The organism is Vibrio sp. KUL78, from assembly GCF_059725505.1.
On sequence record NZ_AP045838.1, the window covers coordinates 194,697 to 221,132 of the forward strand.

21 protein-coding genes and 1 pseudogene are annotated in these 26,436 nt (G+C 43.6%); 10 read left to right on the forward strand and 12 right to left on the reverse strand.

Annotated features, from left to right (window positions below):
* Positions 1-95 precede the first annotated feature (95 nt).
* A complete protein-coding gene (locus AC6I8Y_RS17505) occupies positions 96-1,403 on the reverse strand; it encodes an inosine/guanosine kinase (RefSeq protein WP_394151333.1) in 1,308 nt (435 codons plus the stop codon).
* A 210-nt stretch (positions 1,404-1,613) separates the two neighbouring features.
* On the opposite strand from AC6I8Y_RS17505, the gene AC6I8Y_RS17510 reads away from it, so the two are divergent.
* Positions 1,614-2,570 carry a sensor domain-containing diguanylate cyclase gene (locus AC6I8Y_RS17510; protein ID WP_498022415.1) on the forward strand — a complete coding sequence of 319 codons (957 nt, stop codon included), beginning with the start codon at positions 1,614-1,616 and terminating at the stop codon, positions 2,568-2,570.
* A gap of 32 nt (positions 2,571-2,602) precedes the next feature.
* On the opposite strand, the gene AC6I8Y_RS17515 is transcribed toward AC6I8Y_RS17510, so the two are convergent.
* Positions 2,603-3,082 (reverse strand): CreA family protein, encoded by a 480-nt coding sequence (locus AC6I8Y_RS17515; protein ID WP_234496862.1) that lies wholly within the window; start codon positions 3,080-3,082, stop codon positions 2,603-2,605.
* A gap of 72 nt (positions 3,083-3,154) precedes the next feature.
* On the opposite strand from AC6I8Y_RS17515, the gene AC6I8Y_RS17520 reads away from it, so the two are divergent.
* Together AC6I8Y_RS17520 and AC6I8Y_RS17525 are read left to right on the forward strand one after the other, a co-directional pair.
* Positions 3,155-3,526 carry a hypothetical protein gene (locus AC6I8Y_RS17520; protein WP_498022418.1) on the forward strand — a complete coding sequence of 124 codons (372 nt, stop codon included), beginning with the start codon at positions 3,155-3,157 and terminating at the stop codon, positions 3,524-3,526.
* A gap of 254 nt (positions 3,527-3,780) precedes the next feature.
* Positions 3,781-4,431 (forward strand): HAD-IA family hydrolase, encoded by a 651-nt coding sequence (locus AC6I8Y_RS17525; RefSeq protein WP_042471422.1) that lies wholly within the window; start codon positions 3,781-3,783, stop codon positions 4,429-4,431.
* A 553-nt stretch (positions 4,432-4,984) separates the two neighbouring features.
* Here the strand turns inward: AC6I8Y_RS17525 and AC6I8Y_RS17530 are convergent.
* Both AC6I8Y_RS17530 and AC6I8Y_RS17535 read right to left on the reverse strand, forming a co-directional pair.
* Complete coding sequence (locus AC6I8Y_RS17530) at positions 4,985-6,421, reverse strand: methyl-accepting chemotaxis protein (RefSeq protein WP_394150991.1); 1,437 nt, start codon at positions 6,419-6,421, stop codon at positions 4,985-4,987.
* 138 nt (positions 6,422-6,559) lie between these two features.
* Positions 6,560-7,816: an aromatic amino acid transport family protein gene (locus AC6I8Y_RS17535; protein ID WP_498022420.1), complete on the reverse strand. Its 1,257-nt coding sequence runs from the start codon at positions 7,814-7,816 to the stop codon at positions 6,560-6,562.
* Positions 7,817-8,320: 504 nt separating this feature from the next.
* On the opposite strand from AC6I8Y_RS17535, the gene AC6I8Y_RS17540 reads away from it, so the two are divergent.
* Entirely contained in the window at positions 8,321-9,262 is a 942-nt protein-coding gene (locus tag AC6I8Y_RS17540; RefSeq protein WP_498022422.1) for an endonuclease/exonuclease/phosphatase family protein, read from the forward strand.
* Between the two features lie 84 nt (positions 9,263-9,346).
* Here the strand turns inward: AC6I8Y_RS17540 and AC6I8Y_RS17545 are convergent, their stop codons facing one another.
* From AC6I8Y_RS17545 to AC6I8Y_RS17560, 4 genes are all read right to left on the reverse strand, one after another.
* Positions 9,347-9,913, reverse strand: coding sequence for a PhnA domain-containing protein (locus AC6I8Y_RS17545; protein WP_234496856.1), 567 nt, complete (start codon positions 9,911-9,913; stop codon positions 9,347-9,349).
* A 175-nt stretch (positions 9,914-10,088) separates the two neighbouring features.
* Entirely contained in the window at positions 10,089-12,509 is a 2,421-nt protein-coding gene (locus AC6I8Y_RS17550) for a VolA/Pla-1 family phospholipase (RefSeq protein WP_498022423.1), read from the reverse strand.
* Between the two features lie 22 nt (positions 12,510-12,531).
* Positions 12,532-13,782: an outer membrane protein transport protein gene (locus tag AC6I8Y_RS17555; RefSeq protein ID WP_498022424.1), complete on the reverse strand. Its 1,251-nt coding sequence runs from the start codon at positions 13,780-13,782 to the stop codon at positions 12,532-12,534.
* A 239-nt stretch (positions 13,783-14,021) separates the two neighbouring features.
* Positions 14,022-14,810, reverse strand: coding sequence for a M48 family metallopeptidase (locus AC6I8Y_RS17560; protein WP_234496853.1), 789 nt, complete (start codon positions 14,808-14,810; stop codon positions 14,022-14,024).
* Between the two features lie 97 nt (positions 14,811-14,907).
* Between AC6I8Y_RS17560 and AC6I8Y_RS17565 the strand changes: the two are divergent.
* The 5 genes and pseudogenes from AC6I8Y_RS17565 to cutA all read left to right on the forward strand — a co-directional run.
* A pseudogene (locus AC6I8Y_RS17565) lies at positions 14,908-15,330 on the forward strand (hotdog fold thioesterase); the annotation flags it as partial.
* A 9-nt stretch (positions 15,331-15,339) separates the two neighbouring features.
* On the forward strand, positions 15,340-15,573 hold the full coding sequence (locus AC6I8Y_RS17570; RefSeq protein WP_498023046.1) for a DUF3389 domain-containing protein: 234 nt from the start codon (positions 15,340-15,342) through the stop codon (positions 15,571-15,573).
* A 63-nt stretch (positions 15,574-15,636) separates the two neighbouring features.
* The gene (locus AC6I8Y_RS17575) at positions 15,637-17,355 is read left to right on the forward strand and encodes an SgrR family transcriptional regulator (protein WP_498022425.1); all 1,719 of its coding nucleotides are present in this window, start codon (positions 15,637-15,639) and stop codon (positions 17,353-17,355) included.
* Between the two features lie 2 nt (positions 17,356-17,357).
* A complete protein-coding gene (locus AC6I8Y_RS17580) occupies positions 17,358-17,609 on the forward strand; it encodes a hypothetical protein (RefSeq protein WP_042471442.1) in 252 nt (83 codons plus the stop codon).
* Between the two features lie 22 nt (positions 17,610-17,631).
* Positions 17,632-17,955: a divalent-cation tolerance protein CutA gene (cutA, locus tag AC6I8Y_RS17585; protein WP_042471445.1), complete on the forward strand. Its 324-nt coding sequence runs from the start codon at positions 17,632-17,634 to the stop codon at positions 17,953-17,955.
* On the opposite strand, the gene AC6I8Y_RS17590 is transcribed toward cutA, so the two are convergent.
* Positions 17,942-18,550 carry a DUF2238 domain-containing protein gene (locus AC6I8Y_RS17590; RefSeq protein WP_498022426.1) on the reverse strand — a complete coding sequence of 203 codons (609 nt, stop codon included), beginning with the start codon at positions 18,548-18,550 and terminating at the stop codon, positions 17,942-17,944. The two genes, cutA and AC6I8Y_RS17590, sit on opposite strands and share 14 nt — an antisense overlap.
* Before the next feature lie 200 nt (positions 18,551-18,750).
* Between AC6I8Y_RS17590 and AC6I8Y_RS17595 the strand changes: the two genes are divergently transcribed.
* The gene (locus AC6I8Y_RS17595) at positions 18,751-19,590 is read left to right on the forward strand and encodes an isopenicillin N synthase family dioxygenase (RefSeq protein WP_498022427.1); all 840 of its coding nucleotides are present in this window, start codon (positions 18,751-18,753) and stop codon (positions 19,588-19,590) included.
* 103 nt (positions 19,591-19,693) lie between these two features.
* Here AC6I8Y_RS17595 and AC6I8Y_RS17600 read toward each other — a convergent pair whose 3' ends face one another.
* From AC6I8Y_RS17600 to AC6I8Y_RS17610, 3 genes are read right to left on the reverse strand one after another with little or no spacing between them, the layout of a single operon-like run.
* The gene (locus tag AC6I8Y_RS17600; protein WP_498022428.1) at positions 19,694-21,298 is read right to left on the reverse strand and encodes a response regulator; all 1,605 of its coding nucleotides are present in this window, start codon (positions 21,296-21,298) and stop codon (positions 19,694-19,696) included.
* 4 nt (positions 21,299-21,302) lie between these two features.
* On the reverse strand, positions 21,303-22,481 hold the full coding sequence (locus tag AC6I8Y_RS17605; RefSeq protein ID WP_498022429.1) for an EAL domain-containing response regulator: 1,179 nt from the start codon (positions 22,479-22,481) through the stop codon (positions 21,303-21,305).
* Entirely contained in the window at positions 22,468-26,046 is a 3,579-nt protein-coding gene (locus AC6I8Y_RS17610; RefSeq protein WP_498022430.1) for an ATP-binding protein, read from the reverse strand. The genes AC6I8Y_RS17605 and AC6I8Y_RS17610 overlap by 14 nt, the downstream gene beginning before the upstream one ends.
* Positions 26,047-26,436: the final 390 nt, after the last annotated feature.

The following is a 26,436-nucleotide window of genomic DNA, read 5'->3' on the forward strand; positions in this document are numbered from 1 at the left end:
TGTAAAGTTAAATATTCAGAGGGCTGTTCTAAAAGTAATCAGCCTTCTGTTATTTGTATGTTTTAAAAACAAAAAAGGGCCGAAGCCCTTTTTTATTAACGATCCCAGTACGCTTCTTCTAAGCTGTCTTCTCTCTCAGGAAGAGCACGGGTGAGTCTAGGAGAGTGTTGGGTTAACACTTCGTAGCTAACTCGGTTTGCGTACTTACAAATTTGAGAGAGTGACGAATAAGTCAAACATGGTGCAACATGCTTGTCTGAGTCTGGTACATTTTTGCTATGGAATGAGTTTGCAGTCATGTCATGCAGTAATGCTGACAGTGCACCATCTCCTGCACCATTGGTGTTCTTGATCTTTAGTGGACCGCCTAAGTAAGGACCAATGTGAGAGTAGACTTTTTGCGGATCAGAACACTCGTCCTTTTTCATCGCTCGGCTAAACTCAAACTTGTTGAAGTCTACAAACTCGTCAGCAGAGATAAGTTCGTGTGTTGTCTCTCTTAGTGTGACGTTGTCACAGTAGCCTGCCATATAGAGGCCTTCCGGACCCGCAGTACACAATACTAGATCAACCCAATCAAGTGCTTTGTCAGCAGCTTTTAGAGGATCGGCGAAACCGGTCAACGCTTCACCTTCTTCTTCGTTCATCGCAACAATGGTGACGTTTTCTTTGATGTAGTCTTGCCAGAACTTCTCATTGCCTTCGATAACCCATTTAGTACCCAGAGTAAGAACGACTGGTACAGATTTCTGCTTTGCAATTTCAACGGCACGAGCGACAGCTTGAGGCATCGGATCTTCAGGTTTACCACGCATAAGGTAAGAAGAAACAACAAGTGCAGAAGCCTTGTCAAACACTGACTCAGGTACACTCTCTGGTCGAAGCTGGTTCATCTCACCTTCGTTGATAGCGAAGGTGCGTTCGCCATCATCAGTGATAAGCGTATAGCAGCGCCCAATAGGACCATCAACCGTCTGTAGATGGTTTAGGTTCATTCTCGACGATGTGCGGCACAGGTAACGATATCCATATGACCCAACTTGAATGTTTTTAGACATTACGCCGAGTAGGACAGATTTGCTGTCCGCGAGGACTGAGTAGTTGTGAAGGGTATTACCAATAGTGTCGCCAGGGAATTGATGTGTAATCAGCTCCTTTTCGACAAGTTCGGCATACAGAGCATCCGCTTTGCTCTCTTCGAGTACGAGTGAGTGTCCTTTACTTAAATCGTATTTAGCTAGGAAGTCATCATCAACACGTGCTTCAATGTCGACGATTGTTTGCCCGACACCAACAATTGTCGGGCGGTATAGTTTTGGCGCTGATTGCGCTTGACTCACAGAAAGATCTTTCTTACTGGTCGGGAAATAGTGTTTTGACTTGCGTTGTCCAGGGAATTTCATAGTAAAGGCTAGCGGATCAAAATTTGCGGGCATAATATCACAATGCTGTAATTTTTGTTTCATCAATTTACATTGATTTTGTGATTTATAGCTGTGTATGAGTGTGAAAAATAGCTAGTTCCATGTCGTAAAGTGCAATGTGTATCCACTTTGTTGAAAAGGTTATATGCGATACTAATATGTAACTGAGTTTATAATGAGGTGGGTCGTATGAATATTGATAATCTCAGCATTGCAGAAATACGAGCGGTTCTGAGTCGCCTCGACTGTTATTTTTTTGTGAAAGACCAAGACCTCAAGTACACCTATGTCAACGACGCAGTGGCGCGTCTTTTTGAAAAGTCAGCAGAGGAAATTGTCGGGCGTGACGACTCTCAGTTTTTCGACTTGACGGTATGCCATGAGCTGGTGCTGCATGATAGAAAAGTCCTCGCGGGAGAGTCCATCTCTCAGGTTGAAAAGAATACCGATCACAATGGAAATGTTCGTCATTTTCAGAACCTAAAAACACCAATTTATGACGATAAAGGTCGAGTAGTCGGGGTGTTCGGCCTTGCTATTGATATTTCAGACTCGATAGCGAAACATGACAAACTCGAATACCTAGCGATTCGAGATGTTCTAACGGGCGTATTCAATCGCCGTTATCTTGAGTTGCAAATGAAAAAAGAGATCGCCTCGCATGTAAGGCATAGTAAACCTTTGTCGTTTGTCATGTTTGATATAGATAATTTTAAAACTATCAACAATGAGTATGGCCATAGCATCGGCGATTATGTACTGCAAAAAGTCGGTAAGGTCATGGTGACCTCGGTAAGAGAAGAGGATGGGTGTTTTCGCTTTGGTGGTGATGAGTTTGCGCTGTTGTTGCCACATACTTCATTAGCTTGTGCGTTTCAACTAGCAGAACGTCTGCGTAAGTCGATAGCAAAACTCACTTTTTTCTCGGAAGATGGTGAAGAATTCACGATAAACATTAGCTTAGGCGTTTCTCAGCTTTCAGAGAGCAATCAAGGATTGTTTATGGCTAAGGCTGACGGGGCACTAATGGCGGTGAAACGCAATCATGAACAGAAAAATGCAACGCTGGTACATTGCGAAACGCATTCTCAGATTGCCAGTTGCTCTCGGTGCCAAGATTTTGAAGCGTGCTTGAGTAAAGAATAGAGCCAACGATGTGTGTCGTTGGCTCTATTCGTTTATTGCTGTTCTAGCTCAACTGGCTTGGTTGTGTATGCCTCGGTACCCCAAAGAGGAACGGTCGATAGGCTGTGCTTAAAGCTTCCCGACGTCTCTTTTGTTGAGTAAGAAAGATACATCAGAGTTTGGTTATCAGCATCGTATATCCTGCGAACTTTCATACTTTTGAAAAAGATACTTTTAGACTTCTTAAAGACAATCTCGCCTGATTTTGACTTATCGATCTCAGCAATCATCTCTGGCGTTATTTCACCTGTTTGACGGCAAGAGATAGAGCTGTCACTTGGGTCGGAAAGGCTGAGATCCGCTTCAATACTCGCCACATGGCAGGTTACGCCAGTGACGATAGGGTCGTTAAGAGTGTTGAGTTTAATATCTTTTAATGTGAACATACCCAACGACACATCGCCCACTTCCTTATCACCACAGCCATAGAGGGCTAGGGTGGCAAGTGGGACCAGCATAAGCTTTTTAAGCATAAAGGTTTCCTTTTTAAATTAGGCTTTTATATACCATAACTAAGGTTACCAAAAAAATCGAATAGGATTGATATGAAAGATATAGCCACGCGTCTACAAAATAATAAAAACCAGTGGCTGGCGAGCCAAGTCGAGGGTGGTTATCCAACAAAAGAAAGCTTAAAAGGACGTGGTCTTTATCTAGAGGCGCAGTCAAGCTGTCATCTAGAGCCTTTAGGAGCAGGCCATGAAAGCGCCTCTGACATCGAATGGCATTTGGTTGATTTTCATCGATTAACTATTATGTTTTCGATTCTCCAATCCAAACGATGGGCAAACGAAAAGCATCAGCAGCTGATTGTCGAGTTTTTAACTCAGATCATTGTTGAACCTGCTCACTCCCTTTATCTCGGCTTCTTAAAAAGGGAATCCAATTGCCGCAGCCATGCTATGCCAAGAAGGTGAAACAACACTTATCTCAGACATAACGTGTGACAATGAAACTTGTTTAATCGATAGTGATTCGCTTGCAGCTTCTCTAATACAAAGTGTTGGGATTGCAACAAATTCGCAGATTTGGTTAGAAAAACGGTGATCAATGGCTGAGTTTCGCGGATTTGTCGTTTGAAAGCGTCAAACTTTCGATTCCATCTACGTTTGGGGCAGCAAACCATATTAATATTTGACGAGAATTAAGTATAAAAGGTCGTGGAAACGTCATGTCAGGTATTAAATGTGTGTTGTTTGATTGTGATGGAACTCTAGTCGATAGTGAGCGACTTTGCTGTGAAGCGATAGTAGAGACTTTCAAGCAAGTCGGCGTTACTCTTCGATTAGAGGCGGTGTTAGATAATTTCTCTGGTGGCAAAATCGCAGATGTGCTTTCTTCTGCTCAATCTTTAGCAGGCAGTCATGTCTCTTTGGATTTACTCGAGCCAATCTACCGTGAACAAACCGAACAGCTTTTTGAAAAGAAACTCAAACCCATGGATGGCGCGGTAGAGCTTCTGGATTATTTAGATAGTTCCGGGATTGAGTACTGTGTTGTCACTAATAGTCCGACCCATAAAGCTCAGAAAATGCTGGCAACAGTTGGTTTAGAAGAGCGTTTTAAGAATGGGATTATTTCTGCTTTCGATGCGAACAGTTGGAAGCCAGAACCTGACCTTTTGCAGTATGCGGTCACTATGATGGGTTTCCTACCTGATCAGTGCTTATACATCGATGATACTTCGAAAGGTGTCAACATGGGCGTTGCTGCGGGCATACAGACCATTCATTTTGCTCTGTCTTGTGATTACAAACAGAGCGCCTCGACCTGTTTAACATCCATGAGTGACGTCATTAAACATATAGAATCTATCGATTGATTTTCTATTCTCGTAGGGTCAATTCGGTGTAAGAGCCGGCATTGATCCCTGTGATGCTTGAAACAAACATTCGCAGCTCTAGTGGATCAACTGGACATGTTTGATACTTGGGATGTGTTTTTGAGCAGTCGTTTCTTGGTAAACGAGTAAACTATGATATGAGAATTGTTGGGTATAGTAGCCACAGTCTGCGCATATAAAGGTTTCACTGTCTTCCGACAATAGTCCCTCATCTGAGCCACACACAGGGCAAAGACCAAGTGGTTGGTGGGACGATTTTGATTTTGTCATAAAACCCCTTTAGTAAGCAGGACGAGTCTTGTTCTTAAATTGTAATACTATTCAGCGCATCTCTCTTGAATAACTCAATATTTTGCCAATGTAATGCGACAAATATCACTTATGGTAGCGTTAGGTTTTGCACGTTAAATAAAACCCGAATGTTATACGGGTGGTTTTATAAATTCCTCGGTGAAAAATGATGAAAGAATCGAGGGTATGTAAAAAAATAGACCAGCAAGGCTGGTCTATTCCGGAAAGAAATCAGAGTTGTTTACGTTCTATAACGAGATAAGACTTCGCTCAGTGTTTTTGTTGCCTTCGATAGGTTTGCAACACCAATCTCACTGTTTTCCGCTACCTCACGAATCGTTGCGGATTGAGTTCGAATGTCACTGAGTTCGGCTGCGATTTCTGAAGCAACAGCGCTTTGCTCTGCCGCTGATGTTGAAATCTGAGTACTCATATCCATGACGGCGCGAGAAGAGTCAGCAATTGAGTTTACATCACTTCCAATTTCACCGATTAAACTACTGCTCGACTCTGCTTGCTCAACGGTTTGTTGTGTGATTTCAGCAATGTTTTGGCTCTCTGATTGAAGTTTCTCAATCATCGCTTGAATTTCAACTGTAGCGGCTTGAGTGCGGCTTGCTAGTGTGCGAACTTCATCTGCTACAACAGCGAAACCTCGACCTTGTTCACCGGCACGCGCAGCTTCAATAGCAGCGTTAAGCGCTAGTAGGTTGGTTTGCTCCGAGATGGCATTGATCGTCGTGATGACTTCGTTGATCTGAGTTGTATTGTCGTTTAGCGCCGCTACCGAATGTGATGCCTCTTCGATGTAGGCTGACAACTGATTGATATCTTGAATCGCCTGTTGAACACGCTGATAGCTCATCTCAACTTGTTTGGTGTCTTCTTCCGCTTGCTGGTTGGATTGAGAAGAGATATTTGAGACTTCCTGTGCTGACGCTGTCATCTCTTCCATAGCTGTTGCTACAGAGTCTAAAGACGCATACTGATTGTTGATTTGACCATTGCTGCGAGCCATCTCTTCGTGGAAAGACGAGGCGGTCTCTTCTAAGCTAGTTGCAGATGTTTTTACTGTAGTAACAAGCTCAGTCAGTGTGTCCATTGCTTGGTCCAAAGCTACACCGATAGTGCCAAATTCATCACGACCAGCTACAAAGTTTAAGCGAGAGGTCAGATCGCCGTCCGCGATTTTGTTAACTGTGGTGTAAAGCGTGTATAACGCACCACCGAGGAAGGTGGCTAGCCAATAACTGAAGATACCAAACGGAACCAACCACAGATAAGTCAATGCCAAGCTAACTAAGGCATCAGATTTTGCTTCAGCCATATTTTCGCTAGATGGCACACTCATAGAGTAGTGTTGGCCGCTGTTAGCACGAACATTTGCTGTGACCACGCCGTTATTTATGCTAGACGGTTGCGCGTATCCTTCCGACACACCCATTTTACTCAATAGAGTCATATCGCCCATGGATTCTGCAGACTTAATATAAGCGGTTAGGCTTGATTCAACGTTAGATATTGCCTTAGCTTCCATTTGTGAAATGGTGTCTTGATATCGAGCGACAGACGAGTAGGTGAGTGCAGCAAAAAAGAGTGCAAAAGCGATCCATAACTTGTCGTTGATCGACATTTTAATAAAGAGCGCATCGATTTTTCTGAATTGTACTTCTCTCATGGGGACTCCGTGAGTGATTTTGTTATTTTGAATAGACATAAAAAAGCCCCTACAGGGGCTTTAGTAGTGTGTATGATATCGACTTTTTATGTAATTTCTTTATGCCCATTCATATTAATTGTGATCAGGTTCACTAAATCATCCCAGACTAGGCAAAACTCCAAAGGTAACAAGCAGTTGAGCGGTAACGATCACTAGACCCGTTAACATGGCACCGTAAAGTGCAACCTGACCACCACCAGTTTGATAATGCACTGTGCCTTGCTCGGTTTTTACTGAACCTTGGTTAGCATTGACTGCGACTTTACGAGTTTTAGCGATCATCACTGTAGGTAAGAAGATTGCGAGAATCGCTAGCGCTATTGCCGCATATCCAAGTGCCATAATGAACCCTTGAGGGTAGAAAAGCGCGAAACAAAGCGGTGGTAAAAACGTCACTAGAGCCGCTATCGCACGTTTAGAGAAGGTGTTATCTGAACTTTTCTCACTTACCTTGCTGCTACCTAAGTCACGCAGGTATTCAAACAGTCCAAGACTTACGCCCAAGAATGACGTGATAAGCGCTAAATCAGCAAACACACCAATGATAGTCGCTAACTTCTCGACATGTACTGCACTCGAAAGCAGAGTAATCAGGTTGGATAGTCCCGAATTTTCGACGAGCGTCTCCTGCTGCACCACGCCCAGCGTTACCAATTGCCAAAATACGTAGATTACGAGCGGAAGGCTTGAGCCAATGACGATGGCTTTGCGAAGCGCTTTGGTGTCGCCCTCTAGATAGTTAACAATAGCTGGAATACTTCCGTGAAAACCAAATGAGGTAAAGACAACGGGAATTGCTGCAACAATAAGTCCTTGCTGCATAGGTAGGCTTGTTAGGTAACCCTGAGTAACGTTTGGAGCTAGCAGAAATAGAACGCTTCCCATAGCAATTAGCTTAAGGGTGAAAAGTACGCGGTTTAACTTGTCTACCGCATGTGTACCTATGGTCACAGTCAGCGCTACGATCAAGGTGAAGATCAAAGTAGCTAGAGTCGGGGAGAGTGACACCCCAAAAACCATTTCCAGGCGATCTGCAAACTGACCACCGCCGCCAGCAATATAGGCCGCGCAAAGCGCATAAAACAGAAACAGCATAGCAAAACTTGCGATGTATTTGCCCTTATCGCCGAGGATCTGTTTCGCGAGGGTATGAAGCGTTGCTGAGTGGTCGGCGTATTGGTGCAGCTCAATCATCAACAGAGCGGTATACGCCATCAGCGCCCATAACCCGAACATCAATAGAATTGATGTTCCAAAGCCTATGCCGGCTGAAGCGATAGGTAGCGCAAGCATACCTGCACCAATTGTTGTGCCTGCAATAATGAGGGTGCTTCCGAGTACTTTTGATTTCATTGTATATATATCTTTACGATTTGGGATTGTTCAGCATTTGATGGGCATGTTTAAGACAAAATTCAGATGCATGAACTAATAATGCAGCGATTATGCAGTGATATAAACTAGCGATCAAGTGCTTTGTATCATTTTATTTATAGTGGTGTAAATATTTATTTACGGTGGGTGGGGTGTGCTCGTAGCAAACGATTAACAATGATGTTGCTCAAGGAATTAACGAGAGATTCTTGGGTTTCTCAGAGATGTCATATAGCGTGGCTAATCTGTCTCTATCTTGAGATGTATCAGGAGCAAAGCTATGGAAAGAGAAAACAATGAACAAGAATTAGAGTGGCTAGACGCAATGGAAATTGGTTTGGTGCTCGCCGAATTGGAAACAACTGAGTTGGATGAAGATATCTAAGCTCTGTTGGTAGTTCAGTCGAACAATAGGCGGACAAGAGTACAGTTTTCGTCTATCCTAATGAATTAGAAGGATTTGTTTGACGTTAAGGAAGTAATTTGCTGAAAACACTAATGCTGTTGGCTGCAGTACTTCCTCTTACGCTTGCGGTATACATTCGATTCTTTGAAGTGTCATGGCAACTAGAAAATTTAGCGGCCTTCCTTTCTGTACTTCCAATATATTATGCTTCCCTCGGAATAGTATCCCTAATCGCTCGTAAAGGACTGCTTACGGTAGTGATGATTCTCACTTCGTTAAGTACTTTAGTCGGGATAAATGGGCAGAGATTCCTACAGTCAGAAGTTTGTGAGTCGAAGACTCTATCGGTGCTTCAGTACAATGTCTTTTATGAGAACACTTCGCTGGATACGCTTATCACTTATGTGCGTGAAGCTAAACCTGACCTAGTTGTACTCCAAGAAGTCACGCCAAAACATGGCGAGCAGCTAACCTTACTCAATAACCTCTATCCATATAGGTTTGGCGGACAGAGAAGGATAGGGTATCCCAATGGACTCATGATCATGAGCCGCACGCCTTTGTATGGTATGAATGTCAGGACTTCGGCAGCCGGGCATTCGATAGTCAATGTTATATGGCAAACTCGGTATCTAAGAGATGTCTTTGTTGTCGCCGCACATCCTCCGTCACCGAGAAGTGAGGTCTTATGGCTTGAGCGCAATGCGTTGATTCAAGATATAGGATCTTTCGTTGAACGCTCTCCATTGACGTTTAACTTAGTGTTAGGGGATTTTAATTTAGCGAGTACTACCCGTAGGTTTGACCAAACGCTCTCAGATTATTCCACCCAACCTGTAGGTAGTTGGCCTTTGTTTGTGAAAAGGTGGGGGATGAAGAGCTACCCTGTCGCAGCCATTGACCACCTTTGGGTAAAGAATGAAGATGTTCAACATTCACCGATTTGCTCGCGAGAGCGAGTAAAGGAGATACAGGGATCAGACCACGCTGCGATTTTGACGGTGCTGAACGTTGAATAGAGCACTATTAGATGTGTTTTTGTGTACGTTAGAAAGTAAAAAAGTGACCGTAAAGGTCACTTTTTTATATCCGTATGGTAGCGGTTATTTCTTACGGCAGTATTCCGCAATAACATACATTGCTTGACCGTTGGCGCGACCTTGAACGTGCTTCGGATCGTCAGGGTTTACGCTGATACCACGAATAACAGTACCTTGCTTGATAACTTGTGAAGAACCTTTGATCGGAAGGTCTTTGATAACAGTTACGTCGTCACCTTTCTTAAGTTCTACACCGTTTACATCACGAGGTTTTTCGATATTTTCGTCTAGACCAAGCTCTGCCCATTTCGCCACTTCTTCGTCCATATACATCATATCGACGAGATCTTGAGCCCAACCCTCAGCAGATAGGCGCTTAAGTTGACGCCAAGCCATCACTTGAACAGGCGCTACTTGACTCCACATGCTGTCGTTTAGGCAACGCCAGTGGTTTACATCCATTGTCTCTGGGTTTTCGATTTGGCTTGTGCATGTGTCGCAAAGCATGATCGCATGATCAACCGTGATTTGTGTATGAGGGGCAACAGCGAATGGCGTGAGAGCAGTTTCAGCAGCACAAAGTTCACATTTATTTTCGCAGCGTTCAAGCATGGTTGCTTCAATAGACATACAGATACCTTATTTTGATATGACCAGCAGTTTTTTAACTGATGGTTAAGATGATGTGGTACTTAATTTTAGTATCACTGGATTGATAGCCGCGCATTATACATGGTTTTAAGAAAAAGTGTGATCGTGGGCATAAAAAAGCACGGCCGAAGCCGTGCTGGTTTAATGGAGCTAGCTACTCCAACGTGCTGATATCAATTGTTCCGACATCTGCAGCATTGTTCTTGACGAACGTTTTCACTTGCTCTTGCATTTCAGCATGATGGGCAACATCCGCGGTACCTTGCGCGACCACAAATGTAGAGTGTTGACCAACATCGTCAAAGCGAACGAACGGAGTTGTTTTTGCACCAGCTCCGCTAGAGGCTGTGATGTCATCAAGCCCTAGTTTTGCTGCTAATGGTTCTGTTCCCGCGAGTGGTGATGGCAAGACATACTTGCTAACTGTAGTGCCAGGCATAGGACCAGGTACGTTGTTTGGCACCGTAGCATCGCTCAGGACTTGTCCCATATATACAGGTGTCGCCAGGTCTTTCAATACGGTGGCGTTTGTGTAAGGGTCAGCTGTGTCCAAAACGGTTTGTGCGGCAAAACCAAATTGAGCATTGGTTGATAGAAGCTTCGAGTAGTTGTTTGGATCGTCAGCTTCAAATGCTTCCAAGCAGTTTTTCTCGTAGTCTGTTTCACCAGGAGTTCCACAGCCTGCGACAAAACTGTCATACCCAATACCTGCCGCTAGCGCGACATTGTGGGTTACCACAGGTCCAAACGACTCGGAGCCCAACAATAGGTTCGAGATCTGGCCGCCCGCATTCACAAAAGAAGCATTCTTAAATGAGAACAGTGCATCTGCCGTCGAATTGAGCGTTCTATTTGCTTGCGCGACAGTGGGTACGCCTAGGATCCCTCCTAGTGAGTGCCCAATGAAGCTAGGTGGCGTGGTTGCCATTGAAGGTAACACTGACAATGGGGTAGTCGTTAGGCCGCCCGCAGCTTGAGTAGTCCCTAACGCCATGCGAAGTGTAATCAGGTCCAACATAGACTGACGAATATTATCTCGAGCTACCGGGAGTACAGATAAATTCATGTATGCCAGCACGTTGGTATTTGCAGAGCGCTGGTCATCAAGACTACGTTCACCGTGAATAGGAGCATCAATAGCGATGACCGCGTAGTTATTGGCGACCAGGTTGTCGGCGAAGAAGTAGCTGTTCTCTTTCGCTGAGGTGATGCCATGTTGATAAATCACAAGACCATCAAGTGCGCCCGTCGGATTCGTCGGTGTATACAGTAGGAAGTTGACTGCCTCGACCGATTTCACGACAGGGACTGGTGAGTACTGTGTGATAATCCTTTCCGTGTCATATCGGGAACCGTCGACCTTGGTGAAGGTACGCCCTAAAATATCCTGAAGCTTAGAAGCGGGGTCGGCGAAAAACTCGTTCGGGTCAATATTATAGCTAACGAGCTGCTCAGCAAAGTGAGTTTGCTCCGCCTCGTTGTCAGTAATAGTGTTGGTCACAATCGCCAAGCTCGTTGAGCCAGACTCAAAAGGCTGGGTTGACCAATCAGCGCCTGTTTCTAGATAGTAAGGTAAATTAACTGTACCTTTGGTTACCGTTACTGTACCAGGTGTGTATTGAGAGATAACAAAACTTCGTACGGTTTCGTTTGAAATGTACTTAGTAAAGTTATCATCGGCGGCGAGTATAACGGCGAAATCATCAGTGTCGCCAAAGGTCATTTGACCTATGGTATCTACGGCAGCGTTATTCGGGTTTGCACCTTCTTTCCAAATCGTGCTGTAGGTATATTCGTCGCTCTGTGCCTGAGCTAACATCGCTTTCGTTGCATACAGCGTTTCACCCACAGACTGGGTGGTAAACCATGCAGAGTAGACGATGTTCTGTGCTGGTACAGCTCCGCCAGTTCCTGCTTGAATAAGCGCTTCAACCCCTTGTACAAGTTGTTGAGCTGATGCCAAACTTCCAGATTCATGAATACGTGATGAGGATTTCAAAGAAGCGTAGCTTTGCGACATTCCAACTGGCTCTGATTTACTGTCTTTTAGGCTATTGGTAACAGCGATGATGTACTCAGATGATGCCTCAAAGTCTACAAGTGGCGTGATGATAAGGTTGCCACCTGAAGTGCTGGCGACATAATCCACGCCGTGCTGAAGTGTCTGCACGGGAAGGGGCGTTCCCGTCAGTTTGTCGCTAAGTTTGATGATTGTAACTGCATTGGGCGCTGTCGTCGCATCGAGCACACCATCAAATGGTATAGTTAGGTTAGCCGTTGTTGACCAGCCGTCCATTTGTCCCATGGCTGCGAGTGGATTAGATAGTGCATCATCTCCGCCTGTTGGAATTTCAAGCGTTCCATCTAATGTGTTGATCAGCAGATTATTGGGAACTGGAACAGTCGCGTTTGCGCCCTGTAAAACGAATTGAAGTTTGGTTGGCTGAGCGAGTGACTCAGTAATGTAGCTTTCGTAAGTTGGAAGGGTCGCTTCGCCACTTTGTTCGGCATCTCCACCACAGCCTGCTAGTAGCAGTACGCCAGATAGAGCAGTCGCAAGGTAAGTCTTTTTCATTGTTGAATCCTTTCTCTGGCTATTAGTCGAATACATAGTTCACTTGAAGAGCACCGATGGCAGCGGAAGATTTAGCGTCAAACGTCAACACTTCTCCAGCGGCATTTTCTTCAGTAAATGAGCCTGGTTTACCATGGATATAGGTAATACCCGCATCAAACGACAGCTTTGGATTCCACTGATAAGTGAAACCTGCCGAGTACCAATAACGGTCTGTATCAGGGATGCTGAGTGTAGTTTTGCCCGCTTTCTTATCAAGAGCAAAGCCTGCACGTATGGTCCAGTCTTGGCTTAGGTAGTGGGTAAAGCCAACTGAGTAGCGGTCATTATCGCTATAGTCTTCTTTCTTGAAGAAACACTGACCGGCGGTGCCATCATTACAATCAGGCGAGGTCGCTTTTAGCTCGGTAAAGCTGCTCCACTCTGTTCTAAACCAGCTGTAGTGAAGCGCCCATTTCTCTGCGAACTTGTGGTAGCCAGACAGCTCCCAAATAGAAGGAAGAGTAACGTCAAGACGACCGTCGACGGTTGGAGCATTCGCAATGCCCGAGTCATAGCTAGAGAATTCACCATCTTTGAACTCAAGATCAACCGATGAACGGTAGGTGAGTGCCAAACGGTTATTATCATTGATTTCGTACAAAGCGCCGATATTCCAACCATAGCCAAAGGTGTCTCCCTTAAGGCCAATGAGGTTCTCTGAAGGATTGCTACTGCCAAACGCGGGTGCTAAGCCACCTTTATGTCGAGTTAGCTCTGCCTCAGCGTGCGTTAGGTTGACCCCAGCACCAATTGAGAAAGAATCATTAATTCGATAGGCAATGTTTGGATTGAGGCTTACTGTGATAAGCGACGTATCACCGGCTAAGTCACCGGCATAGATGCCGTCAGGGTAATCTGTCGCTACACCGTAGTTAGTAAATAGCCCAATGCCCCATGCCCATTGATCATTGATTGGGCTAATGTAATACGCACCGGGAACCAACTGAGTTGGTGCAACGTCTTTAGACGTTTGATTTACTGGAGATGTTTGCGTGATATCGACTTGTGGGTCAACGACAGAAATGGCGCCAGAAAATTGTGCCTTATCGAACAAAGTCATCGCAGCAGGGTTGCGCGCAAGTACACTAGCATTGTCGGCAACAGCACCTTCACCAGAGAAAGCGCGTCCAAGACCTGAGGCTGAATGTTCGTTTGCCTGAAATCCTGCGGCAAACAAGGAGGGGGAAGCAACAGCAAGCGCTATTGGCGTCAACAGCATTCTTCTTTTCATTTAGTCATCCTTTAATAAATGGAGGGGTTCTAAACTGCCGTATCTTTAATAGCGTAGGGTACGACTTGTCAGACCTGTTGTTAAATATATGTAAAGAATACGTAAAATCAAAGAGAAAAAGGTCAAAAATGCTACAACTCGCATATTATGCGTTGTCACAAATAGGGATAACTAGATAAGGGCAGCTTTTGGCTGCCCTTATGATTTGAGATGCATGCTTATATGAAGTAGATGGAAGTCTAGGCTTTCTTGCACGTAGGGTGGTTAATATCGTAGGCAGGCAATTGGTCTGCTTTAGCCTTTAAATCGTTGATGCGAGTGTCGTGTGACGGGTGGGTAGAGAGTAGTTCTGGTGGCTGGTTTCCACCTGAGGCTTTAGCCATGTTTTTCCAGAGCTCAACACTTTGATAGGGGTCGAATCCGCTTTTGGCCATCAGTTCTAAACCAACGATGTCTGCTTCTGATTCTTGCGTTCTCCCGTAGGGCAGGATAACACCATATTGAACACCTACCCCTAGTGCGGCCATGGTCACGTCTTTATACTGAGAGCCACCTAATGCAACGCTGGTAACTTGCAGCCCTGTATTTGCCAATTGTGCTTGTGACAGGCGCTCGTTACTGTGATCGGCAAGCACGTGTGCAACCTCGTGACCGATGACAGTTGCTAGCTGATCTTGATTGACGGCAACATCAAGCAACCCTGTATAAACACCGATTTTTCCGCCGGGCAAAGCAAAGGCGTTTACTTGTTCTGAATCGAATACTACCACTTCCCATTCTGCAAACTCTGGCTGAGGTGGCACGTGATCGGTTATCGCTTTTGCAACGCACTGAACGTACTCATTTATACGTTTATTGGTGCTAACTTTTTGCTCTTGTTTCATCTGTTCAAATGACTGCGCACCGAGTTGACTCATTTGTGCATCAGAGAACAAAATAATTTGGCCACGTCCAGTTGGAGACGACGAACAAGCCGCTAAAGCCGCGGTAACCGCAGCGGCGCAACACACCTTTGTCCAACGTTTCATTGTAGAGACTCCCTTGTCCTTTAGTGAGATGTTTGCCATTCGCAAAAACTACAGGCATCATTCTTATCATTCAATCACTTAAGTATAGGATTTATCGATGAGTATTTGGAAGAAGATTATGTCATTAGAGTCGCTTAATCGCACTTCTAAGAACACGCTGATGGAACATCTTCAAATCGAATACACCGATTTTACCGACGACACCTTATCGGCAACGATGCCTGTGTGCAGCTTTACCCATCAGCCACTTGGGATGTTGCATGGCGGGGCTTCAGTCGTGTTAGCGGAGACTCTTGGTTCGCTAGCAGCAAACTACTGTGTGGATGAAAACCACTACTGCGTTGGACTCGATATCAACGCAAACCATATTCGAGCGATGCGCTCTGGTCATGTGATCGGCACGGCTCGCCCCGTGCACCTAGGGGTGTCGACGCAGGTTTGGCAGATTGACATTACGGATGAAAAGCAGCGACTTGTTTGCACAAGCCGACTCACGATTGCCGTGAAAAAGCAAAAAGAAGGCAAAACAATGATCGTCGATTTTTCCCAAGGTAAAGTGATTGCGACGCCTCACGAGATTGTCGTTCGTTTAACGCAAGGTCAAGTCACGCTTCAAGCTCAAGTGGATGCTCTGCAACTGATATTGCCAGCTTGTGTGTTGTCCGCAAATGGAGCGGAATGTAAATGGTCAGTAAAGCTCGATACAGTAGAACAAATAGAGGCCATTTCTTCTGAGTGCGGGATCGAGATATTGCGCTTGTAACTTGCTAATTTTGCCGATAAAGAGGAAACTAAATTCCAACAGCAATAATGGATTTTCCTCTTTATGAGCAGCCCTCGTCTTCGAAAGCAATTCGAAATATTATTTGAACACTTCTCTGGTCAAGATGCAGACACGCAACTCGATGATGTGACCGGAATTTTGTTTTGTACCCGCCGCAACGCTCGAATTGTATTGAATAAACTGGAAGAAGAGGGATGGATAGAATGGCACCCAGCTGCGGGGCGCGGTAAGCTTTCGAAGCTCATCTTCAAGCAAAATCGTAACGATGTAAGCGAGACTTTAGCAAGACGTTATCTTGAAGAAGGGCGTATCGGTCATGCGCTAAATGTGCTCGATAAAGATGCCAATAGACTTTCAAGTGTTATCCAAAGTTATTTAGGCGTGTCTCAATCTGATGGTAAACAGGTGATTCGTCTGCCTTACTATCGTCCTCTTTCGATGCTAAATCCGGCAAAGCCGATGCGTCGCTCCGAAATACACATTGCACGCCAAGTATTTAGTGGGTTGACTAAGTTCGATGAAAATGACGAACTACAGCCAGATCTTGCCCATCACTGGCAACAAGTCAGCGATACTCAATGGCGCTTTTATATCCGCCCGGGTGTTCGTTTTCACAATGGCGAACTACTAAAACTTGAGCATGTTGTTTTTAGTATCGAATCACTCAAAACTAAGAATTTATTTCGTCACCTAGAGCGAGTCGACACCCCATCTCCATGGGTGATTGATGTTTATTTCGCTCAGCCTGATCACCGTGCACCTCAACTTTTTGCGGAGAACGCAGCTAAAGTTTTGCCTCCAGAATCTATGCGTGGCGAAGACTTTGATCGTTATCCAATTGGCACGGGTCCGTATAGTGTCACCACCAACAATGATAAACGACTGATTTTGACAGCATTCGATGGCTATTTTGGCTATCGACCACTGCTTGATACCGTTGAGGTGTGGGTAGTCGATGAAGTCCATTCATCATTGGTTTTCCCAAGTCTTGCAGACCCTATTGCGGGCGCGCGCTCCGATATTCAAGATGGTATCGACCTTGATCCGGGTTGTACCTACCTGCTTCTAAACCGCGTTTCGGGAATCGCCCAGCATGATGCTTGGGCTCGTTACTTGTCCAGAAGACTTAACTCACTGGATATTTTCCGGATGTTAAAGGAGACGACGATTAAAGAATTAGGGATAGTGCCTGCCCATGGCATCAAACCTGGCTGGTATCATCAGCCACTATCCTCTGATGAGTCGGCGGAAAACAAAGCAGAGCATGAGTTGGATAGAGAGATCCGTATCGCTTATTACTCAGAGCACCCGACGTTCCCAGAGATATCACAGGCGATTGATACGCTGTTAAAACAAGATGGGATTCGAGCCAAGTTTATTCGATATGGAGTAGAGTCTCCAAGTCACGAAGAGGTGGATATCTGGATTCGACCTATGGGAATAGCCAGTAACCGAGAAGATGCCTTAGCAGGATGGTTGTTGGATTACAGCGATATTGAGAAAATGGCGAGGGGCGATGACTTCAGTGCCTGGTCTGATTTAGTCACAGCATGGCGCAGCCAAGCTCACGTTAAGTTTCCTGCACAAGAGATTGGCAAGCAACTGGTGCAAGGTTATCAGGTGATACCTCTATTCCATTGCTGGCTAGGTATCAGTAAAGATCATTGCGGTAGCTTGCAAAACGCGAAATGCAACGCGCTAGGTTGGTTTGATTTTAGTAAAGTATGGGTCAAGCCTGATAACTTAGAGGTCTCTGAGTAATCATGGCAAAACCAAATAAAAAGGCACCCTCTAAAGCCGTTAATATCTTTTGTGCTAAGTGTGGGTGTAAGTTGTATCGCTATCGCAAAGGTGGAAAAGGGGCGCTTGTTAAGTGTTTTAAAGAGCGTATAACGGAAGACTACACCAGTGCGCTGGGTGTGTGTCCTGATTGCGAGAGTGTATTTGGTAGAGACACCCTGATAAGGGGAGCGCCAGCTATCAAGATGATAGGTGGCAAGGTTCGGATGAAATAGGGCATCAAAAGGAAAGGGTTCGATGAAATCAAACGCAATCACAGTATTGACGACCGTAGCAACAGACGAGCAAGCCAACAAATTGATAGAAGTCCTGCTGGAATCAAGACTCGCCGCATGTATCCAAACTCAAAACATTGGAAGTCATTACGTCTGGGATGGAAAAATCTGCCACGACGAAGAGGTCATGCTTATCATCAAATCCACCAATGAAGCCTACTCAAGACTTGAGCGAACCATTATTGCCAATCACGACTATGAGGTGCCTCAAATAGTGGCATTGCCAATTGAAGCGGGCTATCGACCGTATCTCAATTGGCTAAAACAACATGTTAATCCTTACTAGAGGTCTTTAGCCCAAATAGAATCAAAGCGGTTACGGCACCCAAAGTGTCGCATAGCATGTCTTTTTGCGCATCCCAGATATCGCCTTGAGACCCTAAAAACGCAATCCCTTCATCGCCGCCCGCCAGCGCAGCGTACCACCATTCAATGATCTCATAAGCTGCCGCTAAACTCATAATTGCAAACAGAGCAAACATCATTGCCGGGAGTTTGTTCATCACCTGTTTGCGATAAACGTACTCTGCAATTGGGAAGGCGTATAAACCTATAGAGAAGTGGGCTACTCTATCAAAGTTATTTCTCTCTGAACCAATGATCTGATTGAACCAATCGAACGGCACTTCGGCGAAGGTGTATTTTGCGCCAATGGTGTGTAAACAGAGCCAAATGAACATGAGTATGTATGCAGTCTTTGAGAACTGAAACTTACGAGAGACCGCCCAAATAAGTACAAGTATACCGACGGCGGGAATAATCTCGGCCACCCATACTGCTCGTGAGCTTGGGGCGATCGCAGAAAAGGCAAACACCAGACAGTAAAAGCCAGTGAGGAAAGTGAGTATAGGGCAGTAACGTCGCGAAGTTGGGTAGTTCATAGTTAGCATTCAGCCAAAGAATGTGTGATAAAGCATAGTATAAGAATAATAAAACACTGTTCAATTACTAAATATGTTTAATTGGCGATCAAGTGCACAAAAGAGTGACTTTATTACAAAGCTCTACACCAGTTTCTTTGAAAAACCGCCAACTTTTTTCTAACATCTGCACCAAATCATAACGACAAGAAAGTAAAGTCATGAAATTAGAAACTGTTGATTATCAGGCACCCGATGCAGCCGAGCAATTTGTCACTTCGTTACGCGAAACAGGCTTTGGTGTTCTTAAAAATCACCCAATCCCTCAAGAACTCGTCGAATCGATTTATGAGAACTGGTATCAGTTCTTTATGTCACAAGATAAAGATGCCTATCAATTTAATGTTGAGACTCAAGACGGTTACTTTCCACCGAGCGTATCGGAAGTAGCGAAAGGTCATAACGTGAAGGACATTAAAGAGTACTTTCATGTCTACCCATGGGGACAGATTCCTCCAGAGTTGAAAGAGCAAATTCTGGATTACTACGATAAAGCAAATAGCTTTGCTCAGGAGTTGCTAGGCTGGGTGGAAGCTCATGCCCCAGCAGAGGTTCAAGAGAAGTTTTCCATTGCTTTATCGGAAATGATCAATGGTAGCGAAAAGACGCTCCTCCGTGTACTTCATTACCCACCAATGACCGGTGAAGAAGAACCTGGTGCTATTCGTGCAGCAGCGCATGAAGACATCAACCTACTGACCGTGTTACCGGCAGCGAACGAGCCCGGGTTGCAAGTTTTGAGCAAAGAAGGTGACTGGCTAGATGTACCTTGTGACTTTGGCAACTTAATCATCAACATCGGTGACATGCTACAAGAAGCTAGCGGCGGATATTTCCCGTCAACAACTCACCGAGTCATCAATCCAACCGGAGCAAAGCAAGAGACATCTCGCATTTCTCTACCTCTGTTTCTACACCCAAATCCAGAAGTTGTTCTATCAGAAAAGTACACAGCGGATAGTTACTTGATGGAGCGTCTGCGCGAGTTGGGCGTGATTTAACTTTTGTTCAAAATTGCTGCTAACTAAAGGGCTCTTACGAGCCCATTTTTAACAAGCAATATATCTTTATTGAATGTTTTGAACCGAGGATGTGGCCAATGAATTATGGATTGGTTTGGCAGTCTAGTTTGATTTTTCTAATTAAAGAGTCAAGTTCTAATGCTATAAGCTCTTCGTTTGAATAAGATTCCCTACAAATCCTAGCACATAGCTTTACCGCTTTTAGCACTTGAGAAGAGCCATAACCAGTTGGCCAAATGATTGCCAATAGCTGAATTACTTTTAAGGCGGGCTCTTTAACGTAAGGAAGCTGTGTCACGATATCTAGGTAACCTTCTAGTTTGTCTTTATTGCTTTTGCCTGCCGCCTTGGCAAGTATGCCATTCACCCACTCTTGTTGTTTTGTTTGTGCTAGATTGAGCGCACCGACTAATTCATTTTGGGTGATACTTACTAGAGAAACTTTTTGAGTCCTTAAATGATCTTCTATTACCTGTTTGGCGAGAACATACTCACTACACATGTGCAGATTATGTAGCAACCACAAGTACTCTAATTGTCCTTCGAAGCTTAGCTCGTCTTGTTTGACATGGCTAAGGTGATATTTCGCACGTCTGAGTTCAAATCTCAGAAAGGCGATATGCGCGTTGATTATTTGAATTTCACTTTCGACGCTATCATTGATCGTTCGCAGCAATTTTTCATATTCACTTTCAATTGAAGCAAGCTTATGCGTATCAACTGTGCGGTTTGATAAACAGTAAAGCGCTAAGCGGGTATACTGAAGCCGATCCGCTGTCGAGCAACGCATACTTCCTCTGAGAGCGTTAATTAGTTGACCAAAAACATTGAATGCTTCGTTATGATTGCCGTCCAGCCGGCTTAAATTTATTAAACAGATTTCTCGCTGAATATTTAGTGTAGATACCCGGTTAGCTAGCATTAGGTGGTGGAGTGCGGAAATCTTATCACCTAGTAACAATGCATACTTCGCCGCCTCATCTAAAAGTAATGAGCTTTTTGGCATCTCCGCCAGTTTCTCTGCAATGATTGGTTTGGCTGCTTCAGCGCCTTCTAAAAAGAATATTGATGATGCTAGTCCACTCACTGCCCAGTCGTGATTAGCTAACGTAAGCCTTTCTTCAAAAACGCTTTTCGCTTGTTGAAATTGGCCAACTTCAAGAAGGGCCTCTCCCTTTAAACGTGATAATAGTGTCGAATAGGAAGTGTAAAAAGGTGCTAGTTCATCACATAGTTCGATAATACGAGGCGAATCGCCATCAGACAACGCTTGATATAAGGGGCTTAGCGCTAGCTTCCTTTTTAATGCCTTGTTAAGTCTTTCTTGTAGCTGGACTTTGTTGAATGGTTTTAACAGATACTCATCCGGGCGAAGCTCCAAAATCGACATGACTGATGATGCGGCGTTCTCGCCTGTGACGAGAACAAATACCGCCGCCATAGGGAGTAGTTTATGTAATTGAACCTGTTCGAACAGCTGTTTACCATTCATACCAAAACCAAGATTATAGTCGCAGATGACGACGTCAAACTTGTTCTCATTCAATGAGATTAGCGCTTCTCTAGCAGACTTGACGGTATGTATTTTACCGTCAACATAACCCATTTTGAGCAGCATGCTTCTTACCGTTGCCAGCACGACTGGCGCATCATCTACAATCAATACGGAGAGTTCTTTAATTTCCATTTCGTTAATGTCTCTCAAGAAATGCGGCTAATTCATTGAACGGCAAAGGACGTGAAAAAAAGTAGCCTTGGTATCGATCAATGCCTAATGTATGTAGCTCATTAAGAACATCATTATCTTCGATACCCTCAGCAATTACTGTCAGCCCCATCAATCTGGCTAACGCCACTGAGTTATTAACCACAAAGCTAGACGGTTTATGATTTAAGTAAGAATCAATAAAGCTTCGGTCAATTTTAAGCTCAGTGAAAGGGTACATAGTTAGTTTCAAATACGATGAGTATCCAGTACCAAAGTCTTCTAATGCTAATCCAATATTGTGCATCCTTAGCCTTGCTAGATTTTCTAAGCAACTCGGTGTCATACTCAAAGTTTCAGATTCAGTTAGCTCTAGTATTAGTCTTTCGGGGGCAAAATTATAAAACTCACAAAGTGCAATGATACGGCGACTGACATCATGTTCTAGTGAGCTTTGCTCAATATTGATTGATAAGGTGAGGCCGCTCATGACTTCACTTGAGGCAAAGTCTTTTAATGATTGCTCAAGACTTAAATCAAATAATCGGCTGAAACCCTCATTGTCTTTTAATAGAGGTAAAAAACTCTCCGGACTGACAATCCCTCTATTTGGGTGGTTCAGCCTAGTTAGTACCTCAACACCTGAAACAGTATTGCCTGCATCAGCACTGATTTGTGGCTGATAATAGTTCTCGAACCATTTATTATCGAAGGCAAGAGCGATCTCTTCCTTAGAAAGTAAGGAAGTCGTAATCTCTCTGGGTTGAGGATTTTCACTGCTGTTTTGTATTTCGCTCTGTAGCATAACGCTACAAACATCCTCATTTCTTATTGGTTTCGATAGAACCTGAACGGAGTTATAGCCTAAAAGCGAACACATTTTGCGAGATAAGTCGATCACATCTAAAGCCATCTTACTGATGATGACGACGTGGCTTATCGTTTCAACCGCTATTGATGTCCGCAAAAATGCTAGGCTATCCTCTCCTTGTAGCTGTAAATCGACAAAAGCAATATGGTAACTATTTGCTGATATTAACCGGAGTGCGCATTTTGAGCTCTCTGCGATATCAACATTTGTTATTCCACTGCGCTTTAGCTGCATTTTCAAGCTTGTTGATTGAACAATACAGTCCTCGACAATTAGAGCTTTAATTGTTTTCATCTGGAGATTCCACTAACCATTGTTTAACCACATCTATCTCTTTGTCTAATTCATTTATGATGTTTAGTACATGCATGTTCTTATCTTTTAGATCCGATGACTCATATAGCTTGGCATGCGAAACTAGTGCTTGGAGACCAAGTAAACTCGCCGAACCTTTAATTCTATGTACTACTCGCCCATGGTCACCACTATTGTCGCTTAACAATTTGCGCTCTTTGGTAAATGATTCCACCACGACACTTGCCATGTGGGAAAGCTCATCTTCTTCATAGTTGTTCATCCACTGAAGTAAGTCTTTATCAGACCGAATTTGTATTTCAAAATACGGTTTAAGAACATTTGCCAGATCGTCTAATGAGTATGGCTTATAAATTATTGCCTCCATTTGACATTCGTTGCAGCGTTCGACTACGCGCTTAGAGTCTTCGGCAGTACAGCCAATGACTGGCAAGTGACCATATAGTTCCGAATTTCGAATACGTTTAGCGAGTTCAAAGCCGTCTATATTTGGCATATGATAGTCAGTGATTACCACGTTGATACTTTGGTAACTATGCTCAAGGTAGTCCAGTGCTTCTTGTCCATCGCACACTAAAATAGGATTCAGCCCTAGTTTCAATAACTGCTTGCGGAATAATAGGCGGTTAATTTCATCATCATCCGCTATTAGTACCTGCCCAGCGATGCCCAGCTCTTTGTCGCCTTCTTTGCCCAACAACTCGTTAATACCCATTAGCTTTTGCTGTAAGATATCAGGATAAATATTACCGTCGGCAATGCTTATCCAATAGGTCGAAGCGGGAATCTGATGATGACCTGGCTGGTCCCAAATGCTTAACCATTGTGCGACTTTTTCATTGTTTGTTTTGACTTCTTTGACATCAATGACAAGTTCGCTAGAAGCCTGAATAGGTAGCGCCACTTCAACACGAGTTCCTATACCTAATCGACTTTCGATCGATAAAGAGCCCGCCATCATGTCGACCAAACTGTTGACAATAGTAATACCAAGTCCTGTACCACCGTAGTTTTTCGCGATGCTTCTATCTGCTTGAGAGAATGGAATAAATGCCTGCTCAAGCTGATGATCATCCATACCACACCCTGTATCGGTGATGATGATATTTAATGTCGATTCGGTCGCTTCAATTTGTACTTTTACATGTCCGTAGCTTGTGAACTTTAACGCGTTACTCAACAAATTTTGTAAGATTTGAGTGACCCGTAACCAGTCTACCTTGACGATGTTGAATCGAGACGGCGTCCAATCTAATACGAAGGCTAAGTCTTTTTGTGTAGCGTTGGTTTCAAAGGTTCTTAACAAAGGGCTAAGCTCGTCATAAACGTTGCCTGGCTGAGCATAAATACGCAGTTGGTCTGCTTCAATTTTTGATAGATCGAGTATGTCATTCACCAACAGTTTTAAGCGATTTGCGGAAAGCATTGCGTTAGACAATAATTCGATGTTTTCTGAGTTCTCGATTTTTGAACTAAGCAATTCCATCAAACCTATCATTGCAGCAATTGGGGTGCGTAACTCATGGCTGACTGTGGCAAGAAATCGGTCTCTTGCTTTTATAGCATCAAGTGCTTTTTGATTTGATAGTTCAAGCTCTTCATTTTGCCTGTTCCAATCCGTCATATCATCTAATATGGTGACAACTAGTTTCTCTTCACCATTGTGATCAAAAATCTCTTCACATCGCATTCGAAAATACGAGGTTTCTGAACCACATTGGCATGAGAAGTTATTCCAAGTCCCATAGCAATCGGGCGATAGGGGGATTGAACACTGATCTTTATCGTCCTTAAATGTGCAGCTAGTACAAAGTTCGTCGAACGCGCGGTTTGATAACAAGCGGGTACCGAACTCGTCATGAATTACGATCTTACTCGGTAGCAAGTCAATCAATGACTTGAACCACACAATTTGCGCTACATTGTGCTGCTCCGAAAGTCTGAATATATTGAGCGAGTGTTTTAGCTTTCTTACTCTCAAAAGGTAAAATAACAAACCGAGCAGCAACACACAGAAGATGCTTAACATAATAATGGTTACTTGGTCTTTGTTGTATCCATACTGATTGACGATAGTATGATACTTACCGCGAATCATTTTAATCTCATCTTGCTTTAAATTAGAAAGTTGGTAGTTGAGGTAATCTCGCAAAAATATCGCATTAGAGTTGAACTTAAATATAACTTGAAAGTTAATATCTTGCTCGGGAACTCGTTCTACATAAGCCAATATCTCATCATGATGGTTAATTACGTATTGCTCAAACGTGACGCGAGGCAAAAGACCGCGAGATATCGTACCCTTTGCAAGGTTGTCGATTAACCTATTGATATCAGTATAAGGTTGAATGTTTGGGAATTTAGTCTTAATTGCCTTATCATAAAAAGAATGATCCCTTAACTTTAGGATAGCTTGATTAAATTCTGACGGAGGGATTTTACTTTGAATAACTACCCAAGTAAGGTCTAAGACAGGTTCTGTATAGATATATTTCGCCATTTGCTTGGAAAATATATCCCCTACACTAGGGATAAAGTCGACTTCACCTTCCTCCAATAGAGTTGTTAGTTTTCTATCTTTGGGATCTACATATAAAAACTCAACACCGCTCTTTCGAGCTATCAACGCAATAATATCGTGGATATAGCCAGTAACTTGGCCTGTTGATGCGTCACGGTATGACATTGGATAGATATCATCTCCTATCGTGTAGCGTATATGTTGACGGTTATGTCTAAGCTCAAGAGTTTTTTCTACCTCAGATTTATGATATCTATCAGCACTGAACTTAATTCCACTCACGCTTGAATCATCTAGCGCTCGCTGCGTTTTCGCCAAGATTTGTGCTAGGATAGGGTCGCGTCGACTCGACATAATCTGCACAGGAAAGGTAAATCCATTGGATAACAGTGTGTAGTCACCTAGCCATTCTCCTGGTGTTATTGTGGAGTAATATGCTTGGGTCGAATTAAAATCGATAATCGTTGCGTCTACGGCTCCCTTTGATAAAGCAAGATACAAATCATAATAGTCTTCAAAAAGTCTTACGTTGGTACCTCCAAAGTCTTCAATTTGAGAGCAGAAATAGCCACCTTCTACACACCCCCATTTTAATGAATTTGGAGCTTGGCCATTATACCTATTGCTTGAGTACCAAACGACGTTTTGAACCTCGTAAACAGGTTGTGTAAACTGAAGTTTAATCTTCCGTTCAAAGGTTTCGGCATAACCTACTGCAAAATGCACATCACCAATGGCTACAGCTTCCAAAACGTCACTTGCTGTGTCATAGCTTTTAAAGCGAATTTTTACATTCAAAAGCTTAGCAACTGAAGTAGCAAGTTTCTCGTATGCGGCTCCAGAACTATATATATCCTTCGGGAATTGATTATGTTCAACTTGAGGGGTAGTAAAAGTTAGCTCATTAATTTGTGATAAGTACTTTCTTTCTTCAAGACTTAGTTCAACACTGGCTAAACTTTCAGAAGCAGAGATGGTAAGTAATATAATAAGAATGACGTTGTAGATTTTAATACAGTTCATATCACTAGTATCTATATAAATAGTTTGGGTTTTTAGTTAAGAGTATGATTCAGTTAAAATGCTCAGTGTATTAGACTGAAGAGGGTATAGCTAATCAATGTTTTTATGGTTTCGACAAAAATTTTGTATTGACCGAACTATAGAGTTGAATAACTTTTTATCTTTAAAACAAGCTGATAGGCGTAGTGAAACTATATCAACTTAGGTACTTAGCATAAGTAAGAAGAGCCTAAATCTTGTTAACCGCACTGTGATTTATTATGTTGATGAATTGAACGTAAGTTATCCTTCTGCCACATGTAAAAACACTGCCCATGCAGGAACATCAACTGCGATCGGTAGTTCAGTTTCGGTTGGTATTTGAATACTGATTATGGCTGTGTCTTACTC

Coding starts and splice junctions, on each gene's coding strand:
- AC6I8Y_RS17530 (WP_394150991.1), bottom strand. CDS start 6,421: ATGAGAGAAGTACAATTCAGAAAAATCGATGCGCTCTTTATTAAAATG.
- AC6I8Y_RS17535 (WP_498022420.1), bottom strand. CDS start 7,816: ATGAAATCAAAAGTACTCGGAAGCACCCTCATTATTGCAGGCACAACA.
- AC6I8Y_RS17610 (WP_498022430.1), bottom strand. CDS start 26,046: ATGAACTGTATTAAAATCTACAACGTCATTCTTATTATATTACTTACC.
- AC6I8Y_RS17570 (WP_498023046.1), top strand. CDS start 15,340: ATGATCGTCGATTTTTCCCAAGGTAAAGTGATTGCGACGCCTCACGAG.
- AC6I8Y_RS17550 (WP_498022423.1), bottom strand. CDS start 12,509: ATGAAAAAGACTTACCTTGCGACTGCTCTATCTGGCGTACTGCTACTA.
- AC6I8Y_RS17505 (WP_394151333.1), bottom strand. CDS start 1,403: ATGAAATTCCCTGGACAACGCAAGTCAAAACACTATTTCCCGACCAGT.
- AC6I8Y_RS17605 (WP_498022429.1), bottom strand. CDS start 22,481: ATGAAAACAATTAAAGCTCTAATTGTCGAGGACTGTATTGTTCAATCA.
- AC6I8Y_RS17595 (WP_498022427.1), top strand. CDS start 18,751: ATGAAATTAGAAACTGTTGATTATCAGGCACCCGATGCAGCCGAGCAA.
- AC6I8Y_RS17575 (WP_498022425.1), top strand. CDS start 15,637: ATGAGCAGCCCTCGTCTTCGAAAGCAATTCGAAATATTATTTGAACAC.
- AC6I8Y_RS17580 (WP_042471442.1), top strand. CDS start 17,358: ATGGCAAAACCAAATAAAAAGGCACCCTCTAAAGCCGTTAATATCTTT.
- AC6I8Y_RS17515 (WP_234496862.1), bottom strand. CDS start 3,082: ATGCTTAAAAAGCTTATGCTGGTCCCACTTGCCACCCTAGCCCTCTAT.
- AC6I8Y_RS17520 (WP_498022418.1), top strand. CDS start 3,155: ATGAAAGATATAGCCACGCGTCTACAAAATAATAAAAACCAGTGGCTG.
- AC6I8Y_RS17525 (WP_042471422.1), top strand. CDS start 3,781: ATGTCAGGTATTAAATGTGTGTTGTTTGATTGTGATGGAACTCTAGTC.
- AC6I8Y_RS17600 (WP_498022428.1), bottom strand. CDS start 21,298: ATGGAAATTAAAGAACTCTCCGTATTGATTGTAGATGATGCGCCAGTC.
- AC6I8Y_RS17545 (WP_234496856.1), bottom strand. CDS start 9,913: ATGTCTATTGAAGCAACCATGCTTGAACGCTGCGAAAATAAATGTGAA.
- AC6I8Y_RS17560 (WP_234496853.1), bottom strand. CDS start 14,810: ATGAAACGTTGGACAAAGGTGTGTTGCGCCGCTGCGGTTACCGCGGCT.
- AC6I8Y_RS17590 (WP_498022426.1), bottom strand. CDS start 18,550: ATGAACTACCCAACTTCGCGACGTTACTGCCCTATACTCACTTTCCTC.
- cutA (WP_042471445.1), top strand. CDS start 17,632: ATGAAATCAAACGCAATCACAGTATTGACGACCGTAGCAACAGACGAG.
- AC6I8Y_RS17555 (WP_498022424.1), bottom strand. CDS start 13,782: ATGAAAAGAAGAATGCTGTTGACGCCAATAGCGCTTGCTGTTGCTTCC.
- AC6I8Y_RS17510 (WP_498022415.1), top strand. CDS start 1,614: ATGAATATTGATAATCTCAGCATTGCAGAAATACGAGCGGTTCTGAGT.